The organism is Arthrobacter sp. BG3, from assembly GCF_056680185.1.
Genome location: NZ_CM155270.1, coordinates 1,525,039 through 1,546,214, shown reverse-complemented (window position 1 = coordinate 1,546,214; position 21,176 = coordinate 1,525,039). Strand labels below are relative to the sequence as shown.

Genomic DNA, 21,176 nt, shown 5'->3' with positions numbered 1-21,176 from the left:
GATAGGGTGGTTGCATGCCGTCGTTCCAGACCAGACTGAAGATCACCGGGCTCAAGCCGGGCAACCCGCCGGAGGCCGTGATGGCTGCGGCCGTGGAGGCGCTGGAGACGCGGCACCACGTCGAGGCGAACCAGCTTGACCTTGCCGGCGGGGTTCCGCAGCTGAACCTGCGCTTCCTCGTTGAGCCCACCTCCTACAGCGGCGAGAACAGCCAGGCGCTGGAATCGGCGGCGATGATGCGCGACGCCGTCGAACGCGTTGCGGTGACCGGGCACCTGATGGTGCTCCGCCGCAACCGTGGCCGCTGGGCGCCAGTCTAGGTTCCGGCCCGGCTGGCTCAGAAGTCCAGTTCCTCCTCGGGACCGTCCACAACAGGGGAGCGGCCGCGCCGTCGCGTGACAACGAGGCCGACGACGGCGCCGATCACGATTCCGAGGGCGCCCCCGATCAGGGAGCTCGCCCAGAACGGAAGCCCGGTGGCGGCGCCGGTGACATAGCCCAAACCGACGGACCAGACGGCCCAGAGGAAGCCGCCGAGTGCGGCGCAGAGGCTGAATCCGCGGGTCGAGACGTTGGCGATGCCGGCCGCGGCAGTCGTCGCCAGGCGGCCGCCGGGGATGAAACGGACCCCGATGATCGCTCCGTAGGTGGTGGACCGGCCGGCCTTCCCGATTGCCGTGTGCACGACCTCGTGGAACGTACGGCCCCACCGCCAGCGGTCCAGGGCATGGCTCAGGCGTCGTTTGAAGAGCTGGAACACCAGGAGGTCGCTGAGCCAGGATGCCGCCGTGGCGAGAAGCACCACAAGGAGGGCGTTGGCGCGCCCGACGGCGGACAGGGCACCGCCTGAGATGACGACCATTTCGGAGGGGATGGGCGGGAAAATGGCGTCGCCCATGACTACCGGGATGATCCAGAAATAGATCGCGTCCCCCCAGCTTTGCGCGTTGCCGAAGTCCATGGGCACAAGGTATCGCACTTCCGGCCGGGCGCCGTTCCGTGACGGGGGGTCGAGCCGGCCCGGCTGCGAGACTGTCCCCTGGGGGGCAGTCGGGTTGGCGGCTTGCGGTCCGGAGGCCCCGCCGGCGTGGGAGCCTAGCGGGCCTCGCTGAGCTCCAGCCCGCTGCGGAACTCCACCGGAACCCCGGAAATGGGGTCCACGAAACGGATCCCGCGGGCCAGGAGCTGGAGCGGCTTCGAGTAATCGTCCGGCGCCTTGTCCAGCAGGTCAGGGTAGAAGGCGTCATTGACGATCCCCAGCCCCAGCGAGGCCATGTGCACCCGAAGCTGGTGGGTCTTGCCCGAGTGCGGCTCCAGCCGGTACAGCGCGCGGCGCCGCGCGGCGCCGTCGGCCGCGTTGCGGGAGGCATCGACGCGGGGAGTTGCCCCGGCACCGCCGCCGGCCGCGGCGTCGGGGCCGTCAAAGGTCCGCAGCCGCTCGATCCGGGTCTCGGCGTTGGGCTCGCCGTCGATCACCTCGGCGAGCAGGTAGCTGCGGGACTTGGTCATCCGGTTCCGGACCACCGCGGGGAAACCCACGGCGGGGTGCCCGGGAGCGGGCTCGGCCGCGGCCACACACTCGTATTCCTTCTGGACCTGGCGCTTCTCGAACAGTACCTGGTACTTGCCCCGGGTCTCGGGGTTTGTGGAGAGCAGCAGGATTCCGGCGGTCATGCGGTCCAGCCGGTGCATGGGGATGAGGTCCGGCAGGTCCAGCTGGTTCCGGAGCCGGACCAGCGCGGACTCCTGGATGTAGGTGCCGCCAGGCGTGGTTGGCAGGAAGTGCGGTTTGTCCACGACGAGGAGGTGCTCGTCCTGGTGCAGGATGTTCAGTTCCACCGGAATCCGGATCTCCGGCGGCAGCGTGCGGTAGTACCAGATGAACGTGTGGTTCCGCAGCGGGGTGGCCCGGTCCAGTGGGATCCCGGCCTCGCCCACGATCTCGCCGGCGTCGAAGCGGTCCTCGATGCCCTGCGGGTCGATGTGGCCCCAGCGGTGCATCATGTAGTCCATCGCTGTGTCCCACGGGCCCTCGTCCGGGAGGCGGAGACGGGTCGCGTTGACGCCGTCGCGCACTGGGAGGGGGGATTGCATCACCGGTCCATTCTACTTTGCCGGTTCGCCGCGCCGTTTCTTGCGCTGAGAGGGTTGCTGGCCGCGCGGGTGGGCGCCCCCGGGTCGGGCCAGCCTGCGGGGGTTCCGGGCGGCAGCGTGTTCGGGCCGGCCGCGAGTTAGCCGGAAGCCTGCGGCAGCGTGTTCGGGCCGGCCGCGAGTTAGCCGAAAGCCTGCGGGGTCAGCTCGGGCCAGCCGCGGGGTCGCCGGAAACGTGCGGCTTCGCCTCGGGCCAGCCGCGGGGTCGCCGGAAACGTGCGGGGTCGCCGTTGGCTTTCGGCGACCCCGCAGGCGTCCGGCGACCTCGGCGGTTTGACCCCTGACCGACGATAAAAAAGTTCTTGACAACTAAATCTGTCGGTGGCCACACTGGAAGCATGTTGGACATCGAAGTGATCGAAGACCCGGCCGCCGCGGAGGCATCGCTGGACCCCATCCGGACCCGCATCCTGATGGAACTGGCCGAGCCCGGGTCCGCCACCCAGCTCGCCGCGAAGGTGGGCCTGCCCCGGCAGAAGGTGAACTACCACCTCAAGGCCCTGGAACGGCACGGGCTGGTGGAACTCGTGGCGGAACGCCGCAAGGGCAATGTCACGGAGCGGATCCTGCGGGCAAGCGCGGCCTCCTACCTGATTTCCCCGGCAGCACTGGCCTCGGTCGCCCCGGATCCGCACAAGTTCTCGGACCACTTTTCGGCCTTCTGGCTGCTGGCGCTCGCCAGCCGGATGGTCCAGGAAATGGGGCAGCTGATCGCTGGCGCGGCGGCGGCCCAACAGAAACTCGCCACTTTCGCGATCGACGGCGAGATTACCTTCCGCGCCGCCGCGGACCGGGCCGGCTTCGCCGAAGAACTCGGCGTCGCTGTCACCCGGCTCGTGGACAAGTACCACGACGGCGGCCCGGCAGGCCCCGGGCCCGGCGCCACCGCGGGCCGCGGGCGCAAGCACCGGCTCGTCGTCGCGCTTCACCCTTCGCTCAAGGCAGCACCTAAAGTACAACCCACAAACCCGTCGGCTAAGGAGCAAGACAATGACTGACAAGCGGGATTTCGAAATTACTGTCGACACCGAACTGCCCGCGGCCCCGGAGCGCGTCTGGGAGGCGGTCACCGCGGGCACCGCGGCGTGGATGTTCCCCACTAACGAGTGGCCGGCGGTGCGGACCGTGGAGGAGTATCCGGCCCACCTGGTGTCCCGGATGGAGGGTCCGGACGGATGGTTCAACCAGCTGGAGCACGTGCTGGAACCGCTCGACGGCGGCCGCGCCCGGCTGCACTACGTCCACAGCGGCATCTTCGCCGAAAACTGGGACCAGCAGTATGACGGCGCCAGCAAGCACACCGAGTTCTACCTGCACACGCTCGGCCAGTACCTGAAGTACTTTGACGGCCGGCCGGTCGTCTTCACCGATGTCCAGGCCCCTCCGGCCTCGGCGGCGCCCGACGGCTTTGTAAGGCTCAAGAAGGCGCTCGGCGTAGAGGGCACAGCGCCGGGCGGTGCCGTGGAGCTGGAGCTCGACGGCGTGGGGGGCCTCTCGGGTGAGGTGGACTTTGCCAACGAGAACTTCCTCGGCCTGCGCACGGCCGACATGCTGTACCGGTTCTTCGGCCGCAATGCCTTCGGCACCACGGTCGGCATGACGGTCCACGACTTCACCCGCAGCGGGGACTCCGAAACCACGGCGAAGGCCTGGGCCGGCTTCCTCGAAAAGGTGTACGCGTAGCCGAGCTGTTTGGGAGAACGCAATAGCCGGTATGGGAGAACGCAATAGCCGCTCCCCGCGCGCCGGGGGCGTTGGCCGGTCCGGTGATGGGCGCCGCGGTTTTACCGCGCGCCGCGGGCGTTGTCCGGTCCGGTGATGGGCCCGCCGCGGTTTTACCGCGCGCCGGAGGCGTTGTCCGGTCCGGTGATGGGCGCCGCGGTCTCCCGGCGCGCTGGACTGCGAGGCGCAGCCTGCCGTCCGACACCCAAAATGGCTGGCGACACCCGGGGAAGCTGGCGACGCCGGAATTCGGTCGCGCCCGGAGTTTCGCGCCTCGCGGGGAACTGTCCGCGTCGCCGGATCAGGCGATCGCCGCGGCGGGCGGGGCTCCGAGGTTACGCCGCAGCTGCGGGGACGCCTCCAGCCTGTCCTGGGCAGAACGCAGCGCCGCAACCGCGGTTTCGAGCTGCTCCGGGGGCAGGGTGAACGGCACCCGGAGGTGGTGTTCGAAGGCGCCGCCTATGCCGAAGCGGGGCCCGGCCGCGAGCCGGATGCCGAAGTCCGGAGCCACCACGGCAAGTGCGGTGCTGATCGGCGCCGGAAGCCGGCACCATACGGAGAGGCCGCCGACAGGCCGTTCGCTCTCCCATCCCGGCAATCTCCTGGCGATAAGGTCCAGCAGTGCGTCGCGGTTGTCCCGCAGGGAGGCCAGCCGCGCCGGCAGCGGTTCGTTGAGTGCGCCGACCAGGTGCGCCGCCGCGAGCTGTTCCACCACCGGGCCGCCGAGGTCCAGGGTGGTGCGCGCGGCGGCGAAGCGCTGGATCAGTGATTCGTCGGCGCGGATCCAGCCGGTCCGCAGTCCGGCCCAGTGGGACTTGCTGAGGGAGCCGATGGAGACGACGGCGGGGCTGAAGGCTGCCAGTGGCGAGGACGCGACGCCGTCGAGGTTCAGCTCCCGGAGCGTCTCGTCGACGACGAGAACCGTGCCGGCTGCGGCGGCGGCGCGGACCAGCCGACGCCGCTGGGAATCCGGCATCAGCCGCCCGGTGGGATTGTGGAAGTCCGGGACCACGTAGGCCATTACGGGACGCTGCTGCATCAGCGCGGTCTCGATCGCCTCCAGATCCCAGCCCGGATGCGCACCGGACCGGGCGTCCGGGCGGGCGGCGGGCATGGCCACCGGGACCAGCCGGCAGCCCGCGGCGCGGATGGCGTCGATCGCATTCGGATAGCTCGGATGCTCCACCATGACCTTGTCGGACCTGCCGGCCAGGGTACGCAGCACAATGTTCAGCGCGTGCTGCGCGCCGGAGGTCACAAGAATCTGCCGGGCAGTGGTGGGTACCCCGGCCGCCGCATAGTGCTCTGCGATGGCCTCCCTCAGGGCGGTCACACCGAGCGCGTCATAGCCGAATCCGGGCAGCAGCGCCGGCAGCTCGGTCAGGGCGGACGCGAACGCCCGGTGCACCACCTCGCCGCTGGCCGGCAACGAGGCATAGGCCAGGTCGAGGACCCCGTCCGGGACGGCCAGACCCGGGGCGCCGCTCAGGTCCGCCCCGCCGCTGCCGCCCCGCGAGCTCGCCTGCGGGATGCCCGTCCGTCCGCGGCTGCCCTGGCCGCTGCTGAGGAAGCCCTGCTCGCGCAGCAGCGAGTAGGCGGCGGTGACGGTGGTCCGGCTGATGCCGAGCGTCGCGGCCAGGGCCCGTTCGCTGGGCAGCGCGACCTCAAGAGGGACGCGGCCGTCGAGCACCAGGAGGCGGACGACGTCGGCGAGCTCCCGGTACGCGGGGGCGGCACCAAGGTTCCACTCGCCAAGCAACCGGGCGAGCGAACTGGGGTTCAGGGATCCGGGCATGGGGCCAGTATTTCAAACTGGCTATGGAATGCAAGGCCAGTTTTTCGGAAGGATGGGGACCATGATGACCCGCAGGCTCCTTCAGCTCCTTATTGGCCTCGCCATGTACGGCATATCCCTGGCCATGTTCATCCGCGCCGGTCTTGGCCTGGACCCGTGGGACGTGTTCCACCAGGGGCTCGCGGTCAAGACCGGACTGAGCATCGGCACGGTCGTGGTGATCGTCAGCTTCCTCGTGCTGCTCCTGTGGATCCCGCTGCGGCAGTGGCCGGGCGTCGGCACGCTGTGCAATGCGGTGCTGGTGGGCGTCTTCGCCGACGTCGGGCTGGCACTGATCCCTGAGTTCTCCCATCTCGGCGGGCAGGCCGGCATGCTCGCGGGGGCCATCCTGCTCAACGGAATCGCCTCCGCCTGTTACATCGGGGCGCGGCTGGGACCCGGTGCCCGGGACGGGCTGATGACCGGGCTTGCCCGCCGGACGGGCTGGTCCGTCCGGACGTCGCGGACCGGCATTGAAATCGTGGTGCTGGGCGCGGGCTGGCTGCTCGGAGGTTCCGTCGGTCTCGGCACCGTGCTCTACGCACTCGCGATCGGCCCGCTGGTGCAGCTGCTGCTGCCGCGGTTCACCGTGCCGGAGCTGAACAAGCCCGTCCCGGTGTCGTCAGTTGATCCAGCCGTCGCCGCGCCCTGAACCGCTGCACCCTAGCGACGCGGGAACTTGCAGGCGACGCATCGGTTGCCTTTCGACGCCGGAATTCGGCATCCTCCGGTAATCATCGTGACGCAGGGTTTTTGCCGTGTCGTGGATCTGATCTTGACACCGGGCGTGACTAGCCCAGCGCGGAGCTGAAGAAGCCCGTCCCGGTGTCGTCAGTTGATCCAGCCGTCGCCGCGCCCTGAACGGCTGCCCCGCGCCGGCTCGAAGCCCGCGCCCGCGCCCGTGCCCGAGGCCTTGGCCGGGACGGTGCCCGAGTCCGCGAAAGTTCCCAAGCCCGAGCCCGCACCAGTGCCCGCATCGGTGGGCGTGCCCGGCTCCGGCTGGCACGCCGGGCAGTAGTAAATGTCCCGCTCTTCGGTGCCGGCGGCCCGGGCGAGGACGCCGCGCCGCACCGGAGTTCCGCACTTCAGGCACGGCAGGTGTTCGCGCCGGTAGACCCAGTAGCCGGGCAGCCCCGAGGTCCGGCCCACCGCGACGCCACGAGGGTTTAGGACTGTGGTGCGGCGGCCGGCTCCCAGGTTGGCCTCCAGCAGCACCTTGGCATCGTTAATCAGGGCCGCCACGTCAGGTACGGCCGAGACGGGTGCCGCCGGGTGCACCCCGGAGAGGAAGCAGGCCTCGCAGCGGTAGATGTTGCCGATCCCCGCGAGGTTCCGCTGGTCCAGCAGGGCGACGCCGATCGGGACCTCTGGCGCGGCACGGATCCGGCGCTCCGCCTCGGCCAGGTCCCAGTCCGGACCCAGCAGATCCGGACCGAGGTGCCCGACGACGGAGTCCTCCTCCGAGGTGCGGACCACTTCGAGGATCCCCAGCGAGAACCCGACGGCGTCTGCCGCGGCGGTGCGCAGCACGCAGCGGGCGGTGAAGCCCGGCTTCCGCCAGCGGCCACCCGGCGGGTAAACCTGCCAGGTGCCTTCCATCTTGAGGTGCGAATGAATCGTCAGCCGGTCGGGTTCCGCCGGGCCGCCGTCGCCCGGCCGTGCCGGGCCCTCCAGCCGCATCAGCAGGTGTTTGCCCCGCGGGACCACCTCGGTCACCGTCCAGCCGGCCAGCTTGAGCGTGGCGAACCGCGGCACCCGGAAGTCGGAGGAGATGAGCTGCTGGCCCGCCAGCGCGGCATGAAGCTGGGCGGCCGCGCGGAAGACCGAATCGCCTTCAGGCACGGATCCTCAGTCCCTTCGGCGTGGAGTAGGCCCCGGCCTGGGCCAGGGCGGCAGCGATGGGGGTGTCGAGGATGCCGTGGCCGTTGACCTTTTCCATGATCAGTTTGTCCACCGCGCCGCGGGTGACCACACCGACCAGGGCCGCGCCGGCCGCAGCCAGGACCTCCGTGTCCTCGCTGAAAGCCAGCAGGGTCTTGCCGCCGCGTTCCACGTAAAGCACGAGTGATCCGTCGACCAGCACCACCAGGGCGCCGGCCTTCCGGCCCGGACGGTGGCCTGTTCCCGCTTCGACGTTCAGTGCGGGCCACGGCAGGGCGGCGCCGTAGGGGTTGGCGGGATCCGTCGCGGCGAGGGCCAGGGCCACCGGTTCAGGCTTGTGGAGCTGGGTGTCCTCGGCGTAGGAGCGCAGCCGGTCCACCGTCGCGGGAACGGCGAACTGGGCCGCACCAAGGTGCTCGATGAAGTAGCCTCGCCGGCACCGGCCAGCTTCCTCCAGCCGGGCCAGGACCTTGTACATCAGGCCGAAGCCGCCCAGGATGTTCTCGGCCATGACCGAACCGCGGGTGACCACGCCGTACCGGTCCAGCAGGAGTTCCGCGGTGGCCCGGGCATGGATGGTGGCATCCAGCTCGGGGGCGGGGAGGGCGGACCAGCGGCCGGCGGCCAGCGGGGGAGTGGGCGCAGTCCCGGTGACGGAGCCGTACCGGCCTCCGGTCAGGCCGGGGGATCCGAGCAGACCGGTCCCGTGGGCGCGGCCCAGCCGGCTCAGCCTGGGGGCCCGGGCCCGCGGCGCGCGGGCGACCTGCCGGTGCGCAGTGTGGCCGCCGGCAATCATGGCGCGGACCGGGGCGAACGTGTCGCCCGTGATCCGGCCCGCCCAGGCGAGGTCCCAGAGCGCTGAGACGACGTCCTGGTCGCTGAGCACCGAGTCCATGCCGCCGGCGACCTCTGTCAGTTGCCGGAAGAAGTAGCCGCCGCCGTTGTTGCGCAGGTGGTCCAGCAGCCGCTGCTGCGCGTCACCGGGCTCGAAGTCGATCGCCGGATTGAGGGTCAGCTCGGCCGAGTCGGCCAGATGCAGGCTGACCCAGCCGTCGTTGCCGGGCAGCGCCCCCGCACCGGACCAGAGCACTTCGCCGGCAGCCATGAGTTCGTCGAGCATGGCCGGCTGGTAGTCGGACACCCTGCTGGCGAGGACCAGCGGTTCCCAGGCGGAGGCCGGAACGGGCACCCCGGACAGCTGGTCGACGGCGGTAATGATCCCGTCCAGCCCGCGCAGCGCCGACTGCCCGCGCTTGCCCGGGACACGGACGTTCTGCCAGGCCGGCAGGAAGCGGCCGTAGGCGGCGGCATCCACGGGCTCGACTTCGGCCCGCAGCGCGGCGAGTGAGCGGCGGCGGAGCTTGCGCAGGACTTCTGCATCGCACCATTCACTGACCCCGGCCAGCGATGGGGCTGTGCGTGCGGCGGTGGCCTGCGCCTCACCCGCACCGGGGACCGCTTCCGCGGCACCCGGGACGGCTTCGCCGTCGTCAGCTCCCGGAACCGGTGGCGGCGGTGGCGCGGCGTGCGGGCGGAACTCACCCTCCACCACGCGGCCGTCCGCGGCGAGCCGCTTCAGCGCGGTGCCGACGACGGCGACGCCGAGTCCCAGCCGTGCGGCCGCCTCGGCGGAGGTGAAGGGCCCGTGGGTGCGGGCATAGCGGGAGACGAGATCGCCCAGCGGGTCGGCGACCGGCTCGATGAAAGCCAGAGGCACCCCCATCGGCAACGGGACACCGATGGCATCGCGCAGGCGGGCGGCATCCTCCACCGCGGCGTAACGCTCGGCTCCGCCGACGTTGACCTTGATGGCGCGGTTGGCACGCTGGAGGGCCACCAGATGCGCGGCCGCATCGGCGACGGGGGCCGCGCTCCGGTCCGCCGGTTCGGCGGCCGGGAAATCCGCAAGCCCAGCCGAAGCCTCGGCAGCTCTCGGCACCGGGCCGGTCCCAGCCGGGAGGAGCCCGGCCGCGGCAGTCCCTGCCGGCGGCGCAGTCTCGGCCGCAAATTCCAGCCGGGCGGCTACTTCCTCCGGGGTCAGCGGGCCGAGCAGGCGGAGCAGGTCCGCGACCCCCTCGAGCCCGCGCACCCTCCGGTCCGGTGCGAGCCGCTGCAGCTCCCGCTCGGTGGCGTCAATGACCTTCGCATCGAGCAGTTCGCGCAGCTCGACCCGGCCCAGGAGCTCGTTGAGCAGGGTCGAATCCAGCGCCAGCGCGGCGGCCCGGCGCTCGGCCAGCGGGGAATCGCCCTCGTAGAGGAACTGCGCGACGTAGCCAAAGAGCAGCGACTTGGCGAAGGGCGAGGGCTGCTGGGTGGTGGTCTGCAGAATCCGCAGCTCGCGGCGCTCGATGGATGCGGCGATGTCTTTGAGCGCGGGGAGATCGTAGACGTCCTGCAGGCATTCGCGGACGGTCTCGAGCACGATCGGGAACGTGGGGTACTTCCGGGCGACGTCCAGCAGCTGGGCCGAGCGCTGGCGCTGCTGCCAGAGCGGCTGCCGTTTGCCGGGGTTCTGCCGCGGCAGCAGCAGGGCCCGGGCGGCGCACTCACGGAAACGGGAGGCGAACAGTGCGCTGCCGCCGACCTCCGCCGTCACGATCTGTTCGAGTTCCTCCGGGTCGAACAGGAACAGCTCGGCCCCGGGCGGCTCGTCCTCCATCATGGGCACGCGCAGCACGATGCCGTCGTCGGCGGCCATCGCGGAGCCGTCCAGCCCAAAGCGCTGATGCAGCCGCTGCCCGACGGCCAGGGCCCATGGCGCGTGCACCGGCATGCCGAAGGGGCTGTGCAGCACCACCCGCCAGTCGCCGAGTTCGTCGTGGAAGCGCTCCACCACCAGGGTCGTGTCGCTGGGGACCACCTCGGTGGCCAGCTTCTGCTCGGCGAGGTACTGGACGAGGTTGTTGGCGGCGAAATCGTCCAGGCCGCTCGCTTTGCAGCGGTCCATCGCCGGCCCGACGTCGGACGCGGAGAGTTCGCGCACGAACGCGCCCAAGGCGCGCCCCAGGTCCACCGGGCGGCCCAGGGAGTCGCCCTTCCAGAACGGGAGCTTGCCCGGCTGGCCGAAGGCGGGGGTGACCAGGACCCGGTCGTGGGTGATGTCCTCGATCTTCCAGCTGGTGGCGCCCAGGGCGAACACGTCGCCGACCCGGGATTCGTAGACCATTTCCTCGTCGAGTTCGCCGACCCGGCGGCCGCCCTTCGCCGCGGCCGCGGCCGGGCTGGCCGCCCTGCCGTCGGCGCTGGCGGAGCCCGGGGATCCTGAGCCTTCCGTTTCGGTGCCGATGATGTAGACGCCAAACAGTCCGCGGTCCGGGATGGTGCCGCCGGAGGTGACGGCCAGCCGCTGCGCGCCGGGGCGCCCCTCGATGGTGCCGGCGTTCCGGTCCCAGATGATCCGGGGCCGCAGTTCGGCGAACTCGTCCGAGGGGTAGCGACCGGCCAGCAGGTCCAGGGTGGCCTCGAAGGCGGAACGGGGGAGCGAAGCGAACGGCGCAGACCGCCGCACGGTCGAGAACCATTCCTCCACATCGATGGCGCCCAGCGCCGTGGCCGCAACGGTCTGCTGCGCAAGGATGTCCAGCGGGTTCGCGGGCACGTAGAGGCGCTCGATTTTGCCGGCGAGCATCCGTTCCACGGTGATGGCGGTGTGCACCAGATCCGCGCGGTGCTTCGGGAACAGCACACCCTGGGAGATCTCGCCGACCTGGTGCCCGGCACGGCCCACCCGCTGCAGCCCGCTGGCCACGGAGGGCGGGGATTCCACCTGCACCACGAGGTCCACGGCGCCCATGTCGATGCCGAGTTCCAGCGAGGACGTGGCCACGACGCAGCGCAGCCGTCCGGATTTCAGGTCATCCTCAATCAGTGCGCGCTGGTCCTTGGAGACCGAGCCGTGGTGGGCGCGGGCCAGGACCGGGTCGGCGCCGGCGGTGCTGCCGGCCTGGGCCATCATGTGCGCCGGGGTCGCAGTGGAGGTGGGCAGCGCCCGGGCGCCGCCCGCTGGGGCCCCCGCAGTCGCCGCCGGCTCGAAGTCCGGGGCCCCGGTGCCAAACTCTCCCCAGCCGCCGCCCTCGGCCATCAGCTGCCGTTCGGCATAGATCTCATTGAGCCGGGCGGTCAGGCGTTCGGCGAGCCGGCGGGAATTGGCGAACACAATCGTGGACTGGTTGGCCAGCACCAGGTCCACGATCTTCTCCTCCACATGCGGCCAGATCGACGCCTGCGGCTGCAGCCCGGAGGCGGGTCCGGAGTCGAACGCGCCGGCGGCGCCCTGCAGGTCGGACATGTCCTCCACCGGGACAGAGACCGTCAGGTCCCAGGTTTTCTTCGAGGGCGGGGCGACAATTTCCACCGGTGCGGAGCCGGCGAGGAACTGCGCCACCAGTTCCTTCGGCTCGACGGTGGCCGAGAGCCCGATCCGCTGGGCGGGTTTCGGGAGCAAGGCGTCGAGGCGTTCCAGGGACACGGCCAGGTGGGCGCCGCGTTTGGTGCCCGCGACGGCGTGGACCTCGTCCACGATGATGGTGTCAACCTCGCTCAGCGTCTCCCGCGCCTTGGACGTGAGCATGAGGAAGAGGGATTCGGGTGTGGTGATCAGGATGTCCGGCGGGCTGCTTAGCAGCGAGCGGCGGTCCGACGCCGGGGTGTCACCGGAGCGGACACCCACGGTGATTAACGGGGCCGGCAGGCCGAGGCGTTTGGCAGTCTGGGTGATCCCGATCAGCGGGGCGCGGAGGTTGCGTTCGACGTCGACGCCCAGTGCCTTGAGCGGGGAAATATAGAGCACCCGGGTCTTGCGCTTGGGCGCCTTCCGCCGGGCGCCTTTCACGGCGGCCAGGCCGGGGAGCCCCTCGGGTTCGGCGGGGGCGGAGACGAGCAGCCGGTCCAGCGCCCAGAGGAAGGCCGCGAGCGTTTTGCCGGATCCGGTGGGGGCGACGACGAGCGCGTGCGCGCCGGAAGAGATCGCGTTCCATGCGCCGTTCTGGGCCGGGGTGGGCGCAGCGAATGCACCCAGGAACCAGTCCCGGGTCGGCCGGCTGAACCGGTCCATGGCGTCGGCCCCGAGTGTCCCGCCGGCGAGCTCCTGCCCCTTCATTCCTCCATCATGCCTTAAGCCGCCGACAGGAAATGGCGGGCGCTAATCCAAGCGGTATCACCCCCGCGAGGGATCAATTCGCGCCCATGTTTCGGATGGGCATGGGCGCGAAGTCTCACCTCGGCGCCTGCCGGGTGTTACTTGGCCTGGAATGCACCAATGGTGAGCAGCTGCGTGGCGGTGTCGCTGCAGGCATCCCTGGGCTGGGCGATGAACAGCGAGGCGGTGTCCTCGGGAGGGTAGACGCGGAAGCCGGCGGCCGGGGCCATGATGCAGTCCGGATGGTTGGCTGCCTGGCTGTAGCGCAGCGTCGCGGCACCGGCCTGGCCGGGGGCGAGCAGGACGTCGGCAACCGGGGTGGATTCGTCGCGGACCGCCGCGGCGCCGATCGGGTCGCCGTTGGCATCGGCGGTGAGGGAGACGCCGGGGAAGCCCTTCAACAGGCACGGCTCGGCGCCGGAGTTCGTCAGGATCAGCGTCATGTAGACGCTGCCGGCCGCGCCGCCGCCGGTGGAATCGATCGTGCCCGTCAGGCCGGAGGCCTTGCACAGTCCGGGGCCGGCCGGCGTGGACACCGCCGGAGCGGCGGCCGGGGAGCTGGCGGCCGTAGCCGTCGCCGCGCCGGAGGCGGCGGGCTGGCTCGCGGAGCTTGCGGGGGAGGACGTCGGGGCGCTGGACGTCTGGGACTGGGGCGTGCTGGCGCCGCAGCCGGCGAGGAGGAGCGCTGCCGCGGCCGTCGTCGTCGTGAGTAGCAGTCTGTACTTGGTTCGCTGAGCCGTCATGGCACCACCTTCATGCCCGGCGCGGCCTGAGTCAACGACGCCACGACGGCGGCGCCCGATTGATGCCCGGATTGTGATTTCCGGGCATCAATCGAGGTCAGCTACTCCTTGGGCGCGGAGCCGGGTGCCGGCACGCGGACCGGCCGCGGCTGGCTGCCCCGGTTGCGGGCCAGTGCGAGGCCGCCGAGCGCCAGGCCGCCGACCCCAGCCACCAGTCCGGCCCAGCTGCGCGCCTGGGCGCCGGCGTCGTTCACCGCGGCGGCCTGGACCGTCTCAGCTGCCGGGTCCGAAGCGCTGGCCGCGTGGGCACTGTGCCCGTCAGCGGCAGCGTCGGCCACGGCGGCGGTGACCGTGACGGACGGGGCCGGAGCCTTGAGCGAGTGCGGATCCTGGCCTTCGGCGGGGAGCTGCGACCAGTCGGTCTGGCCGACCTCGCAGTTCTGCAGCGTCGGGAAGTACAGGGTCTTGCCCGCAACGTCGGGCAGCTTCACCGAGAGCACCAGGGCATCCCTCAGGGCGGGTTCCAGCGGTGCCTTGGCGGTGTAGACGATCTGGCTCGTCCGCTTGGTGATGGAGGTGCCGTCGGGGAGTTTCTTCGGCTCGGCCAGCTGTTGAGTGACCTTTGCGGCTGTCCAGTTCGGGTTGACCGTGGGCTGCGCATCGTTGAGTTCGGCGGGCAGGGTGATGGTTACCTTGGTGGTCCCGGACTCCTCGCAGCCGTGCGGGATTCCGAAAGTCAGCAGGGCGTAGGAGTTCGCGGTGGTCTTATCCGGGGTGACGCCGACGTGCGCCGAGGCGCCGGAAATGCCGGCGAGCATCAGCGCAGCGGTTCCGCCGGCCACCGCCGTGGCGGTGAGGGTGCGGCGCAGGACGGGGAGGGGTGAAGTCTTCACAGGGGTTGCCTTTCAGGCGTGCTGCTGCGCAGCGGGCAGGAGCACAAATGGGTGAGGGGCCCGGCCGGGATGCCGATGTTCCGGGAAGGATGAAACAGGCGCGGCCGCGGCCGGGAAAAAGTCAGGAATAGACGACGGCGGCGGGCGGCCCGCGGCGGCAATCGCGCCGGAGGTTCCGCCACGGCAGCGGCGCGGACTCGGTGCGCCAGCCGGCGGCTGGCGGCGACACGACGGCGTCGGGCGTCACCGGAGCGGGGAGCCGGAACAGGGGGCGTAGCCAGGCCGCGAGGGACCACAGGGCCGCCTCGCCCTTGGCGAGGAGCAGGGCGCAGAGGAGCGTTGCGAGGGTGTGGCCAGCCAGCATCAGCAGGGAAAGTTGGGTGTCCAGCCCCGCATCCGTGAGGCGGCTGTCAACGTTGGCGGGGAGGGGAACCGCCGTGAGGTGGTGCCCGAGTCCGCCCTGCGGTCCGGAGGCGGAGCCGGGCGTGGCCGGGCCGCTGAAGGCGGTGAAGGCCTCGTGCAGCACCAGTTGCCCGGTGCCCAGCAGCCCCGCCATGGCGGGGAGGTTGAGCCTCAGCCGGGTCGCGGTGGTGGAGCCCAGCCCGGTCAGTGCCAGCAGTGCCAGCAGGATGCCGGGGGTGGGCAGCTGTCCGCCGGCCAGGGTGTGGGCGCCGACTGCCAGGGACAGGGCGGTGATTGCCACCATGGCCGCGCGCAGGGCGTGGAAAGGTGATCCCGCGGCTGTGCGCACGGAACACTCCCTTCACCAGCGGCGGCCATGGCTGCCCGCGGCCGTTTCCGGCTGCGGGGACTCCCCTGATTCTACCGGCGATTTCTACCGGGCTGCGAAAAGCGTTCCGGGCGCGGGAAGCCGGCGCCGGGCGGCCTGGCGTCAGTCGGTTTCAGGACCCGAACAGAAGTGGCAGTCCTCCGGGCACGGGGCCTCGGCAGGTGTGTCCTGGGGGTGGCCGACGGTCCGTGCGTCGGTCCAAAGGCCGGGGGCTCCATTGGCCCGATCTTGCTGCAAAGTCACGATGTGTCCTGAACGTCATTGGTGCGGAACGCTGATGGAACTTAGCTAACCGCGTGCCGGTGACCCGGCTCAATGGACCATCCGACGGCAACATCGGCCCCGTGTTGTGCAGCAGTCCAGTGCCGCGACGCGGCCGCCCTAGTTCAAGGCTTTCGACGTTGCCAGCTCTTTGAGTTCCTGGAGGATTTCGAGCTGCTGGCTGTTGATGGCCATCAGGAGCTCGATCTCTTCCTTCGCCTTCACATTCGTGTCGTAATCGTGCTGCGCCATCGCCGCGGCGATGGCGTCCTGCCGTTTGGCGGCGATGAGAAGGATGGCGCCCTGCAGCCCGGCCAGCATCGACAGCAGCAGGTTCAGCAGGATGTACGGGTAGGGATCCCATGAATTGGTCGCCAAGGCCAGTGTGTTGATGGCGGCCCAGATCAACATGAAACCGATGAAGCCTCCCACGAAGGGCCAGCTTCCCATTCCGTTCCGCATGATGTCGGCGGCGCGCTGGCCGGTGCTGAGGGAAGCGGTGTGTTCTTCGTGCCAGGTCTTCTGTTGGTCGGTCATGACTCAGGGTAGCCGCGGGACAGGCGCGAACCTGTCCCGCGGCTACGGCACAGGAGCCTTAGCCCGCCGCGACGCCGGCGGCGGCAGCCGTGGCGGCCGCCGCGCCGGCAAGCCGGAGCCAGGTGTCCACCACGGTGTCGGGGTTCAGCGAGACGGAATCGATGCCTTCGTTGACCAGCCACTCGGCGAAGTCCGGGTGGTCGCTGGGACCCTGGCCGCAGATGCCCACGTACTTGCCGCGCGCCTTGCAGGCCTTGATCGCCATGCTCAGGAGCTTCTTGACGGCGAGGTTTCGCTCGTCGAAGCTGCCGGCGACGATCGCGGAGTCGCGGTCCAGGCCCAGGGTCAGCTGGGTCATGTCGTTGGAGCCGATGGAGAATCCGTCGAAGTAGTCCAGGAACTCGTCGGCCAGCAGCGCGTTGGACGGCAGCTCGCACATCATGATGACCTCGAGGCCGTTTTCGCCGCGGCGCAGGCCGTTCTCGGCGAGCAGGTCGATGACGCCGCTGGCCTCGTCCACGGTGCGCACGAACGGGATCATGAGCTTGACGTTGGTCAGGCCCATCTCGTTGCGGACGAAAGACAGGGCCTCGCACTCCAGGTCGAAGCAGTCACGGAAGGACGGCTCCAGGTACCGCGAGGCGCCGCGGAAGCCGATCATCGGGTTCTCTTCATGCGGCTCGTAGGCCGGTCCGCCGATGAGGTTGGCGTACTCGTTGGACTTGAAGTCGGACATCCGCACGATCACCGGTTCCGGCGCGAACGCGGCGGCGATGGTCGCCACTCCTTCGGCCAGGCGCTTGATGTAGTAGTCGCGGGGGCTGTCATACGCGGCGATCCGCTCGCGGATTTCCGCGATGACCTCAGCCGGCTGGTCGTCCAGGTTCAGCAGCGCCTTGGGGTGGATGCCGATCTGGCGGTTGATGATGAATTCCAGCCGGGCCAGTCCCACACCGTGGTTGGGCAGCTGGGCGAACGTGAAGGCCTGCTCGGGGGTGCCGACGTTCATCATGACCTTGACCGGGGCCTCGGGCAGCTGGGTGATTTCGGTTTCCTCGACGCTGAAGTCGATGAGCCCCTCGTAGATGAGGCCGGTCTCGCCGTCGGCGCAGGACACGGTCACCTCAAGGCCGTCGGAGAGGACATCCGTGGCGCTCCCGGTGCCGACGACGGCGGGAATCCCCAGTTCGCGGGCGATGATCGCCGCGTGGCAGGTGCGTCCGCCGCGGTTGGTCACGATCGCGGAGGCGCGCTTCATGATCGGTTCCCAGTCCGGGTCGGTCATGTCCGCGACGAGGACGTCGCCGGTCTTGAAGGCGGCCATCTGGTCAATCGAGGTGAGGATGCGGACGTTGCCGGCACCGATGCGCTGGCCGATCGCGCGGCCCTCGACGAGCACGCGGCTGGTGCCGTTCAGGCGGAAGCGGCTCAGGCTGCCGGAGGTCCGGCGGGACTGCACGGTCTCGGGGCGTGCCTGCAGAATGTACAGGCCGCCGTCGATCCCGTCCTTGCCCCATTCGATGTCCATCGGGCGTCCGTAGTGGTTTTCGATGGCGACGGCGTGGCGGGCGAGCTGCTCGACGTCGTCGTCGGTGAGGCTGAAGCGGTTCCGCAGCGAGGCCTCCACCGGGACGAAGTCAATGGTGTGGCCGATTTCGCGGTTGCTCGTGTACGTCATCTGGAGGGCCTTCTCGCCCAGTCCGCGCTTGAGGATGGCCGGACGGCCGGCCTCGAGCGCCGGCTTGTAGACGTAGAACTCGTCCGGGTTGACGGCTCCCTGGACGACGGCCTCGCCGAGGCCGTAGGAGGAAGTGACGAATACGGCGTCCTGGAACCCGGATTCGGTGTCCATCGTGAACATCACGCCGGAGGCGCCGACGTCGGATCGGACCATGCGCTGGACGCCCGCAGAGAGTGCGACCTCGGCGTGCTCGAACTTGTGGTGCACACGGTAGGCGATGGCGCGGTCGTTGTAGAGGGACGCGAAGACATCCTTGATGGCCACGAGGATGTTCTCGATGCCGCGGACGTTCAGGAAGGTCTCCTGCTGCCCGGCGAAGGAAGCGTCGGGAAGGTCTTCCGCGGTCGCGCTGGAGCGGACGGCCCAGGAGAGGTCCTCGGAGCCCCCGTGCTTTTCGACCAGCTTCTTGTAGGCGTCGCGGATCTGCGCCTCGAAGTCCGGCAGGAAGGGCGTCTCGCGCATCAGCTTGCGGATTTCCTGACCCGCAGCGGCCAGGGCGGTCACGTCATCGGTGTCCAGCCCGACCAGTCGGTCGGCAATTCTCTGGTCCAGGCCGGAGTCGGCCAGGAAGCCGCGGTAGGCGTCTGCTGTTGTGGCGAAGCCGTCCGGAACCTGGACGCCGGCAGACGTCAAATTCTGCACCATCTCGCCGAGGGAGGCGTTCTTACCGCCCACCCGATCCAGATCCTTGAGGCCGAGTTCTGAGAACCACAGGATGTCTGTCGTCATGTTTGCTGCTCCTTCGCAGATGGTGGCATGCAGTATGTCCGCCCCGCGCGGGGCGTTCGCCGGTTAATGGGCGCGAGTCTTGTCCACAGTGACAGGTCTGCGCCGGTGTTTCCACATGATGTGGTCCACGCAACACTTGTGAACGGCGGCACTTAGTGCTTGAGGTTCATCTGTTGCAGGATCGTGGCGGCCATTTCCTCCACGGAGACGCTGGCGGAGTTGAGGTAGGGGATCCCGTGGGACACGTAGAGCCGCTCGGCGCTGCGCAGTTCGAAGCCGCACTGCCGCAGCGACGCGTAGGGCGAGCCGCGCCGGCGTTCGGTGCGGACCTGGCTCAGGCGCAGGGGATTGGTGGTGAGGCCGAAACACTTCGAAACGAACGGCCGCAGCGGTTTGGGGAGTCCTTCCCGTTCAAAGTCCTCGTCGACAAGCGGGAAGTTGGCGGCGAAGATGCCGTGCTGCAGGGCCAGGTACATGGTGGTGGGCGTCTTGCCGCAGCGGGACGGGGCCACCAGGATCACCTGGGCTTTTTCGAGCGCGCGCAGGCTCTGGCCGTCGTCGTGCTCCATCGCGTATTCGACGGCGGCCATCCGGGACTGGTAGCGGGCGGCGTTGCCCAGGCCGTGTGCCCGCCCCGGTTCCCCGCTGGCCGGCGTCCCCAGGGCGCTCTCCAGCACCCCGACGTGGGTCCCGATGAGGTCCACAATGATGCCCTTGCAGGTGCCCAGCGTCTGGCGGATGTCGCTGCCGACAGCCGTGGAAAAGACGATCGGCTGCGGGCCGGTGGCCGCTAGATTGTCGATCACCTTGACGACCGCCCGTGCCTGGTTGACGGTGGTGATGAAGGGGACCGTGATGCGGTCAAATTCGTTCGCGGGGAACTGCGTCAGCAGGGTGTTGCCGAGCGTTTCTGCAGTGATGCCCGTACTGTCCGAAAGGAAGTAGACCGGGCGGGGAGCGTCATTGGTCATGAACGCATTGTGCACCAGCGCAGGCCCTTCGTTCTTCCATGACGCAGTTGCCACCCGCCCGGGATGGGCTGGGCCGCGGGGAGTATGCTGTGTCCCACGTCACTAAAGGAGCCCGAATGAGCTACAAATACCGGACCGTCAAGGTCCGCGGTACGGACCTGATCGGAACAATTGCCCGCCGGCACGGGGGTGCGCCGGAAATCTACGAAACCTCGAAAGACCCGAGCACGTCTGTGGTTCCGGTGTTCTTTCCGGAAACCGGAGAAATCCGCTTCTTTGACAGGTCAGCGCTGGAGGATGTGGTGCATCCCGCCGGCTAGGAAACCTCTGAAATGCGCACAGGGAGTCTGCAGGCGCACTGCTCACAATGACGCCGGATTTTCAAGTCAAATTGCAGCCTATTGCTAGCCAACGCTAAGCCGTTTAGCCTGACGTTGGGATCTGGCCCGGGCATCTTTCTGGGGAGAGACCACATCGGTGTTCCGATCGAGTCGGATTCCGCAAAGGCTGGCTCCATGGTCTCAAAACGATGGAGCCAGCTTGCCGGACTCTCCTGGCTCCGCCCGGGCGCCTGGCGAAGGGCCGACGCCTAAGCCGGACTGCACCACTCCAAGCCGCGCTGTTGAGGATCGCTGTTGGGACACCGGGGGTCGCTGCACCTGGCCGGGACTGTAATAAATTGCTTCGCCCGATCACCCAACGAAGTGGATTCCACCTCTCGGTTGAATGTCCTGGCACCGCAGTGGTCGCACGTCCATGAATCTGGCATTGTTTCCCCCGTTTGAGTAGAGGCAGCTGCCCCGGGTTGAAAGCTTAGGGGCGCCATGCCCGGGACGGAAGGGCCGAATAGGGCTGGCGTAGGGTGGAAGTTAGACGAAAGGAATACTTCATGAAGAAAATCCTCATGGTTCTGACCAGCGTTTCCGAGATTGGCGATACCGGTGAGAAGACCGGCTACAACGTGGCCGAGGCTGCACATCCCTGGAAGGTCTTCAGGGATTCCGGGCACTTCGTCGACTTTGCGTCCATCAAGGGCGGCCAGCCCCCGCGCGATGTGGTGGACACGGAAGATCCCATCCAGGTCGCCTTCACGGAGGACGAGACCACGCGCGCCGGTCTCTACAACACGGCCCGCGTCGACGTCGTTGATCCCGAACAGTACGACGCCGTCTATCTCGTGGGCGGCCACGGCACCATGTGGGACTTCCCGGACAGCAAGGGCTTGCAGAACCTCGTAGCCAGCGTCTACAACGCCGGCGGTCTCGTGGGCGCGGTCTGCCACGGACCGGCCGGCCTGCTGAACGTGGAATTGGACAACGGATTCCGCCTCGTCGAGGGCCGGAAGGTGGCCGCCTTCACCAACGACGAGGAAGTTGCGGCAGGGAAGGACAAGGTCATCCCGTTCTTCCTGGCAGACCGGCTTGAGGAACAGGGCGCCACCCACGTCTTCGCTGATGTCTTTGAGGAGAAGGTCGTCGTTGACGAGCGCCTGGTGACCGGCCAGAACCCGGCCTCAGCCGCCGGCGTGGCCAAGGAGATGGAGAAGCTCTTCGCGGAGGTCATCCACCAGGAAAAGGCCGAGGAACAGCACGATACGGAGGCTCTGCGCGCCGAGAAGGACGCCGAGAAGAACGCCAAGAAGGCTGCTGCAGAAGCGGAGCACTAACACCCGCTGCGCACTGAAACTGGCGGCCGCCCCGACGACGGGGTGGTCGCCAGTTGTCGTACGTGGCAAAACAAAACCCCCACTTCCCTTTGTTTATTAGGGAAGCAGGGGTTTTGCCAC

16 protein-coding genes and 1 pseudogene are annotated in these 21,176 nt (G+C 69.1%); 6 read left to right on the top strand and 11 right to left on the bottom strand.

Annotated elements, in window-relative coordinates; translation table 11 throughout:
* Positions 1-14 precede the first annotated feature (14 nt).
* Complete coding sequence (locus tag AC1MFL_RS06745; protein ID WP_479814222.1) at positions 15-320, top strand: hypothetical protein; 306 nt, start codon at positions 15-17, stop codon at positions 318-320.
* Positions 321-337: 17 nt separating this feature from the next.
* On the opposite strand, the gene AC1MFL_RS06740 is transcribed toward AC1MFL_RS06745, so the two are convergent.
* On the bottom strand, positions 338-961 hold the full coding sequence (locus tag AC1MFL_RS06740; RefSeq protein ID WP_479814220.1) for a DedA family protein: 624 nt from the start codon (positions 959-961) through the stop codon (positions 338-340).
* A gap of 134 nt (positions 962-1,095) precedes the next feature.
* Positions 1,096-2,094, bottom strand: a complete 999-nt coding sequence (locus tag AC1MFL_RS06735; RefSeq protein WP_479815358.1) for an RluA family pseudouridine synthase — start codon at positions 2,092-2,094, stop codon at positions 1,096-1,098.
* A 395-nt stretch (positions 2,095-2,489) separates the two neighbouring features.
* Between AC1MFL_RS06735 and AC1MFL_RS06730 the strand changes: the two genes are divergently transcribed.
* Together AC1MFL_RS06730 and AC1MFL_RS06725 are read left to right on the top strand one after the other, a co-directional pair.
* Complete coding sequence (locus AC1MFL_RS06730; protein ID WP_479814218.1) at positions 2,490-3,149, top strand: helix-turn-helix domain-containing protein; 660 nt, start codon at positions 2,490-2,492, stop codon at positions 3,147-3,149.
* On the top strand, positions 3,142-3,834 hold the full coding sequence (locus AC1MFL_RS06725) for an SRPBCC family protein (protein ID WP_479814216.1): 693 nt from the start codon (positions 3,142-3,144) through the stop codon (positions 3,832-3,834). Before AC1MFL_RS06730 ends, AC1MFL_RS06725 begins: the two co-directional genes overlap by 8 nt.
* A 340-nt stretch (positions 3,835-4,174) precedes the next feature.
* On the opposite strand, the gene yczR is transcribed toward AC1MFL_RS06725, so the two are convergent.
* A complete protein-coding gene (gene yczR / locus AC1MFL_RS06720) occupies positions 4,175-5,668 on the bottom strand; it encodes a MocR-like transcription factor YczR (protein WP_479814214.1) in 1,494 nt (497 codons plus the stop codon).
* A gap of 61 nt (positions 5,669-5,729) precedes the next feature.
* On the opposite strand from yczR, the gene yczE reads away from it, so the two are divergent.
* A complete protein-coding gene (gene yczE, locus AC1MFL_RS06715; protein ID WP_479814212.1) occupies positions 5,730-6,359 on the top strand; it encodes a membrane protein YczE in 630 nt (209 codons plus the stop codon).
* Between the two features lie 338 nt (positions 6,360-6,697).
* Here the strand turns inward: yczE and AC1MFL_RS06710 are convergent.
* The 8 genes and pseudogenes from AC1MFL_RS06710 to AC1MFL_RS06675 all read right to left on the bottom strand — a co-directional run.
* A pseudogene (locus AC1MFL_RS06710) lies at positions 6,698-7,549 on the bottom strand (DNA-formamidopyrimidine glycosylase family protein); the annotation flags it as partial.
* Positions 7,542-12,686: an Lhr family helicase gene (locus AC1MFL_RS06705; RefSeq protein WP_479814210.1), complete on the bottom strand. Its 5,145-nt coding sequence runs from the start codon at positions 12,684-12,686 to the stop codon at positions 7,542-7,544. The pseudogene AC1MFL_RS06710 and the gene AC1MFL_RS06705, both read right to left, overlap by 8 nt.
* A gap of 137 nt (positions 12,687-12,823) precedes the next feature.
* Positions 12,824-13,468, bottom strand: a complete 645-nt coding sequence (locus AC1MFL_RS06700) for a DUF4232 domain-containing protein (protein ID WP_479814208.1) — start codon at positions 13,466-13,468, stop codon at positions 12,824-12,826.
* Between the two features lie 101 nt (positions 13,469-13,569).
* Positions 13,570-14,286 carry a YcnI family copper-binding membrane protein gene (locus AC1MFL_RS06695; RefSeq protein WP_479815357.1) on the bottom strand — a complete coding sequence of 239 codons (717 nt, stop codon included), beginning with the start codon at positions 14,284-14,286 and terminating at the stop codon, positions 13,570-13,572.
* 196 nt (positions 14,287-14,482) lie between these two features.
* Complete coding sequence (locus AC1MFL_RS06690; protein ID WP_479814206.1) at positions 14,483-15,112, bottom strand: hypothetical protein; 630 nt, start codon at positions 15,110-15,112, stop codon at positions 14,483-14,485.
* Positions 15,113-15,532: 420 nt separating this feature from the next.
* Complete coding sequence (locus AC1MFL_RS06685) at positions 15,533-15,949, bottom strand: DUF1003 domain-containing protein (protein WP_479814204.1); 417 nt, start codon at positions 15,947-15,949, stop codon at positions 15,533-15,535.
* Positions 15,950-16,007: 58 nt separating this feature from the next.
* Positions 16,008-18,419 (bottom strand): phosphoenolpyruvate synthase, encoded by a 2,412-nt coding sequence (ppsA, locus tag AC1MFL_RS06680; protein WP_479814202.1) that lies wholly within the window; start codon positions 18,417-18,419, stop codon positions 16,008-16,010.
* 152 nt (positions 18,420-18,571) lie between these two features.
* The gene (locus AC1MFL_RS06675; protein WP_479814200.1) at positions 18,572-19,390 is read right to left on the bottom strand and encodes a pyruvate, water dikinase regulatory protein; all 819 of its coding nucleotides are present in this window, start codon (positions 19,388-19,390) and stop codon (positions 18,572-18,574) included.
* 116 nt (positions 19,391-19,506) lie between these two features.
* On the opposite strand from AC1MFL_RS06675, the gene AC1MFL_RS06670 reads away from it, so the two are divergent.
* Both AC1MFL_RS06670 and AC1MFL_RS06665 read left to right on the top strand, forming a co-directional pair.
* Positions 19,507-19,710, top strand: coding sequence for a hypothetical protein (locus AC1MFL_RS06670; RefSeq protein ID WP_479814198.1), 204 nt, complete (start codon positions 19,507-19,509; stop codon positions 19,708-19,710).
* A 569-nt stretch (positions 19,711-20,279) separates the two neighbouring features.
* Positions 20,280-21,056, top strand: a complete 777-nt coding sequence (locus AC1MFL_RS06665; protein WP_479814196.1) for a type 1 glutamine amidotransferase domain-containing protein — start codon at positions 20,280-20,282, stop codon at positions 21,054-21,056.
* The last annotated feature ends 120 nt before the right edge of the window (positions 21,057-21,176 follow it).

Coding starts and splice junctions, on each gene's coding strand:
- AC1MFL_RS06700 (WP_479814208.1), bottom strand. CDS start 13,468: ATGACGGCTCAGCGAACCAAGTACAGACTGCTACTCACGACGACGACG.
- AC1MFL_RS06665 (WP_479814196.1), top strand. CDS start 20,280: ATGAAGAAAATCCTCATGGTTCTGACCAGCGTTTCCGAGATTGGCGAT.
- AC1MFL_RS06735 (WP_479815358.1), bottom strand. CDS start 2,094: ATGCAATCCCCCCTCCCAGTGCGCGACGGCGTCAACGCGACCCGTCTC.
- AC1MFL_RS06730 (WP_479814218.1), top strand. CDS start 2,490: ATGTTGGACATCGAAGTGATCGAAGACCCGGCCGCCGCGGAGGCATCG.
- AC1MFL_RS06695 (WP_479815357.1), bottom strand. CDS start 14,286: ATGCTCGCCGGCATTTCCGGCGCCTCGGCGCACGTCGGCGTCACCCCG.
- AC1MFL_RS06705 (WP_479814210.1), bottom strand. CDS start 12,686: ATGAAGGGGCAGGAGCTCGCCGGCGGGACACTCGGGGCCGACGCCATG.
- AC1MFL_RS06670 (WP_479814198.1), top strand. CDS start 19,507: ATGAGCTACAAATACCGGACCGTCAAGGTCCGCGGTACGGACCTGATC.
- AC1MFL_RS06675 (WP_479814200.1), bottom strand. CDS start 19,390: ATGACCAATGACGCTCCCCGCCCGGTCTACTTCCTTTCGGACAGTACG.
- AC1MFL_RS06685 (WP_479814204.1), bottom strand. CDS start 15,949: ATGACCGACCAACAGAAGACCTGGCACGAAGAACACACCGCTTCCCTC.
- yczE (WP_479814212.1), top strand. CDS start 5,730: ATGATGACCCGCAGGCTCCTTCAGCTCCTTATTGGCCTCGCCATGTAC.
- ppsA (WP_479814202.1), bottom strand. CDS start 18,419: ATGACGACAGACATCCTGTGGTTCTCAGAACTCGGCCTCAAGGATCTG.
- yczR (WP_479814214.1), bottom strand. CDS start 5,668: ATGCCCGGATCCCTGAACCCCAGTTCGCTCGCCCGGTTGCTTGGCGAG.
- AC1MFL_RS06745 (WP_479814222.1), top strand. CDS start 15: ATGCCGTCGTTCCAGACCAGACTGAAGATCACCGGGCTCAAGCCGGGC.
- AC1MFL_RS06740 (WP_479814220.1), bottom strand. CDS start 961: ATGGACTTCGGCAACGCGCAAAGCTGGGGGGACGCGATCTATTTCTGG.
- AC1MFL_RS06725 (WP_479814216.1), top strand. CDS start 3,142: ATGACTGACAAGCGGGATTTCGAAATTACTGTCGACACCGAACTGCCC.